The following is a 4,359-nucleotide window of genomic DNA, read 5'->3' on the forward strand; positions in this document are numbered from 1 at the left end:
AGACTAAATGGGTCTCCACTTGCTGATCTTTGTCTGATGCGATAGTCTTAATTCTGATCGGATTGCAGAGAGAGTTCTCTGCTGTATCTCATATCCTGGCAATAGCTTACATGAAGGCCTTGGTTCCTTGTCTCGACGACTGACGATTACGGTTCCTTCCCTCAGTCTTGGCGGTGCTGAAGGGGTCGCAGCGATGATGGCCAATTATTGGGCAGACGAGGGAGACGCGGTTACACTCATCACTCTGGATTCTACTGAGACGGATACCTTTACTCTTGCAGAAACCGTACAGCGGCACGCGCTGGGACTCATGCAGGACTCAAACAATCTGTTACAAGCGGTTTCGAATAACTGGCACAGAGTCAAGAAATTACGGGCAGCGATTGTGCAATCAGAGCCGGATGTCGTGATCAGCCTTACCGACCGGATGAATGTTTTGACACTGTTGGCGTCGCGCAACTCGCATTGGCCCGTTCTGATCTCGGAACGCTCCGATCCGCGGCATCACCCGATCGGGCGTTTGTGGTCTTTTTTGCGGAGCCGAACCTATCCGCGGGCGACTGCTTTAGTGGTGCAGACGCAGGGGGTTGCAGATTTCTGCAGACAGTGGTTGAAAACGACGCCGATTGAAGTCATTCCGAATGCGGTGCCTGTGCCGCGTTCATCAGACGTGCCTGTTGTCACGGAACAGATCATACTTGATCGGCCGCCATCACATGTGATATTCGGGATGGGACGACTCTCCCATGAGAAGGGCTTCGATTTACTTATCGATGCTTTTTCTGGACTGGCCCACGAATTTCCGGAGTGGAAATTGCGGATCTTGGGAGAGGGGCCATTACGCGAATCGCTGCAGTCAACTATCAACGAGCGCGGCTTAGAAGGGCAGATTGAACTCGCAGGCTGGGTCGCTGATCCGGAGTTGATTTTGGATCAGGGAGATTTATTCGTGCTTTCCTCACGTTATGAAGGGTTTCCGAACGCATTGCTGCAGGCGATGTCCCGCGGCTTGGCGTGTATCAGCTTTGATTGTGAGAGCGGTCCGGCTGACATCGCACGCGAGGGCCTGCTGGTCTTGCTTGTGCCTGCTGGAAGTTTGAGTGAATTAACCAGGAGTATGCGGGAATGCATGCAGGATGAAAATATACGTAAAGAATTAGCGATTAATAGTCTGCAGGTAACAGAGCGATTTTCTGTTTCCCGTTATTTTCAATCCTGGGATCAACTCATCAACCAGACAATTTCGAAAAGAGCGATTTGATGCAACGGTATGTTATTCTACGTCACGATTTTCCCGAGCTGCATTGGGATTTGATGCTGGAACATGCAGGTACGCTCAAAACCTGGCGTCTGCCTGCACCCCCGGAGATCGATCCTGCCTCCGATGAATCGTCGATTGATCTGGTCGTCCAAGCATTACCCGATCATCGACTGGTTTATCTGGAATACGAAGGACCAGTCAGTGATAATAGGGGAGAAGTCAGCCGGTGGGACCATGGTTCACTTTCGCTTCTGGAATTGAACGATGGTTTGATTGTGGCGTTGCTGACAGGGGAAGAACTGGCGGGACGAGTGACGCTCAAAAAAATGGATGAGGAAAACCAGTGGAGTCTGAATTACACGGCTTTCTTTTAAACAGTTTGCAGTGATCGAGATTCCCTCGGTTACGGTTTTTTGACCTCGGCCTTGCCGGCGATGCGAAACAGGCCCGGTTCTACAGCCAGAGCCGTCAAGTCGGGAAGTTCTGGTTTTCCACGATCCAGATACACAATCAAGGCGTCGTTGCCGTCCGTTTGTCCCCATTCGATATACCAGCCATCTTTCCGCGCTTCCTGGATCAGATCAGTGATGGCTTCGTCGATCGGTATGGGCAACATGCCGGCCCGGGCATTTTCCAGTTCCAGGACGAGGATGTTTTTCTCCTTCAGCCAGGGTTTGAATTTCAGGCTGATGATGCCGGACCATTTTTTCAAAGTCAGATGAAATCCCAGTTCCACCTGATTTTTTTCAAACTTGACCCGTGGATCAGAAATGCCTTCCGGCACCCAGTCGTTGTATTTCTGATGTAATTCTTCGGCAAGCCAGGCGTTAACCTGTTGTTCGCTGAATTCCTGAGACCAGAGCGGTTCGTGGTTCCGCACATCGTTCACCAGTTGCATCGAACGCTGGACAAACTCTTTGGCCTCTTCCTGCCGGACTTCCGGCTGTAATTGTACCTGAAGTGCTTCCTGATAAAATTCAGGCACCTGGGCGGAAGACCAATACAGCCCTCCGGCAACTCCTCCCAGGAGAAGCAGCATTATTAAGAGGAACAGCAGAAAACGTTTCATGCAGAAATGCTAGGTCGAGTGGGGAGAAGCGTCAAGACCGGTCCACAGGTCCGGAATCTGGAGAAAAGGCGAAATTGCGCTAAGTTGTAGCTTTAAATATACTTGTCGAATGAGTGCAGGTCTTTTATGATCGGTCGTCCGAATCAGGTCTGCTGTGCGAAGCTTTCTTGTGTGGCATGATTCATCCAGCAGAAATTCTTCCATTCCGGCAGTTTAACGAGAAATAATAAGAGCCCGTTTATGAGTACCGTCCGTACCCGTTTTGCCCCCAGTCCAACAGGCTACATGCACATTGGCGGCATGCGTACCGCTTTATTCAATTGGCTTTGGGCGCGGCACAATGGGGGGCAGTTTATACTCCGCATTGATGATACTGATCAGGAACGTAACCTGTCTGAAGCCCTTGGGCCGATTCTACAGGCGTTCAAATGGCTGGGTTTGAACTGGGATGAGGGTCCTGAAGTCGAGGGAGAATATGGCCCTTACTTTCAATCCGAGCGAAATGACCTCTACCGGGCAGCGGTTGACCAGTTGCTGGCAGAAGGAAAAGCCTACCGCTGTTATGAAACACCCGAAGAGATTCAGGCCGATCGCGAAGCGGCACAGAATGAAAAGCGGAACTATCTGAATCTCCGTCGCTCACTGGAACTGACAGAGAGTGAAAAAGAACAATACGAGGCAGAAGGCCGCCCCTCAGTCGTACGCCTGCTGGTTCCCCGCGATCAGAAAATTCAAATCGATGATGCGGTTCGCGGCCATGTAGAATTTGACGCCGGACTGATGCCCGATCCCGTGATCCTGCGAGGTAATGGCACGCCTCTGTACAATCTGGCGACAGTGATCGACGACGCACAAATGAAGATCACACATGTGATCCGGGCGGAAGAACATCTTTCGAATACTCCCGTGCAGGTCTTGATCTTTCAGGCGCTCGGTTATGATTTGCCTGTTTTTGCCCACATTCCGTTTGTAGCGGCTCCCGGCGGAAAAGAAAAACTGAGCAAACGCAAACTCGATAAATATCGCAAGAGCCCTCAGTTCAAAAAAATGTTCGACAAGGCAGAAGCCGTCTTTCCACGAATTGGCCTGGAAAACGCGGGAGGCCTGGATCCGGTGATGGTCGAATATTACGAAAAAATCGGCTATCTTCCGGAAGCGATCTTAAATGCTTTGGCTCGACTGGGTTGGTCTTTGGATGATAAGACGGAAATCATGTCGCTGGACAAGATCGTAGAGAACTTTACTCTGGATCGGATTGTCAAATCTGCTGCGGGGCTTGATCCGGATAAACTGCTCAGTTTTCAGTCACATTGGATGAATCAATTGTCGCTGGAAGAAAAAGTGGCGCATTGCAGTCCGTATCTGCAGAAAGCAGGCTTGGTCAAGGATGCAGGCGATCCGGCAACGAGACAGCGCATCAGTCAGGTCATCGTCGGCATGGAAGACCGGTTAAAAGTGGCCAGCGATATTCTGGACTTTGATGAGTTTTTCGTGGCCGACGATCAACTAGAATATGACGAAAAAAACTTCAAAAAACGAATTCAAAATTCGGAAGAAGCAGTGCCTCTACTGGAAAAAATCAAAAACCGGTTAGCGAATGCTGACGATTTTCATGCGGAAGCGTTAGACAAACTCCTGCACGATTTTGTGGAAGCGGAAGGGATCGGCATGGGGCAGATCATTCACGCCCTGCGGGCCGCCGTCAGCGGAAAAGGGACGGGAATTGGCATGTTTGATTGTCTGGCAATTTTGGGGAAAGAAAGTTGCGTCAAACGAATTGAACGTGCGATAACCTTGAGTCAGAGTGAGTAAAAAAACGATAAATTTGAAACAGGCTGATCCTGTGATTGATGAAATCATTTAAGGAGTAAGGGATGTCAACTCCCGAAGAGAAAACGCCAACCGATTTTATACGAACGATCATTCAGGAAGATAATCGCACGGGCAAACATGCCGGACGCGTCCATACACGTTTCCCCCCGAGCCGAATGGTTATCTGCACATCGGACATGCTAAGTCGATTTGTCTT

General features: G+C 50.1%; 4 protein-coding genes and 1 pseudogene. 4 read left to right on the forward strand and 1 reads right to left on the reverse strand.

Features of this window, described 5'->3' with window-relative positions:
- Positions 1–127 precede the first annotated feature (127 nt).
- Together Q0294_RS14265 and Q0294_RS14270 are read left to right on the forward strand one after the other, a co-directional pair.
- Positions 128–1,261, forward strand: coding sequence for a glycosyltransferase family 4 protein (locus Q0294_RS14265; RefSeq protein ID WP_299466657.1), 1,134 nt, complete (start codon positions 128–130; stop codon positions 1,259–1,261).
- Complete coding sequence (locus Q0294_RS14270; protein ID WP_299466660.1) at positions 1,261–1,635, forward strand: DNA polymerase ligase N-terminal domain-containing protein; 375 nt, start codon at positions 1,261–1,263, stop codon at positions 1,633–1,635. Before Q0294_RS14265 ends, Q0294_RS14270 begins: the two co-directional genes overlap by 1 nt.
- Before the next feature lie 29 nt (positions 1,636–1,664).
- Here Q0294_RS14270 and Q0294_RS14275 read toward each other — a convergent pair whose 3' ends face one another.
- Entirely contained in the window at positions 1,665–2,330 is a 666-nt protein-coding gene (locus Q0294_RS14275; RefSeq protein ID WP_299466663.1) for a hypothetical protein, read from the reverse strand.
- Between the two features lie 240 nt (positions 2,331–2,570).
- Between Q0294_RS14275 and gltX the strand changes: the two genes are divergently transcribed.
- Both gltX and Q0294_RS23440 read left to right on the forward strand, forming a co-directional pair.
- Complete coding sequence (gene gltX / locus Q0294_RS14280) at positions 2,571–4,142, forward strand: glutamate--tRNA ligase (protein WP_299466666.1); 1,572 nt, start codon at positions 2,571–2,573, stop codon at positions 4,140–4,142.
- Positions 4,143–4,204: 62 nt separating this feature from the next.
- Positions 4,205–4,359 (forward strand): annotated as a pseudogene (locus Q0294_RS23440) (glutamate--tRNA ligase family protein); the annotation flags it as partial.

The sequence above is a fragment of the uncultured Gimesia sp. genome, from assembly GCF_937919775.1.
In the GTDB taxonomy this organism is placed as follows: Bacteria; Planctomycetota; Planctomycetia; order Planctomycetales; family Planctomycetaceae; genus Gimesia.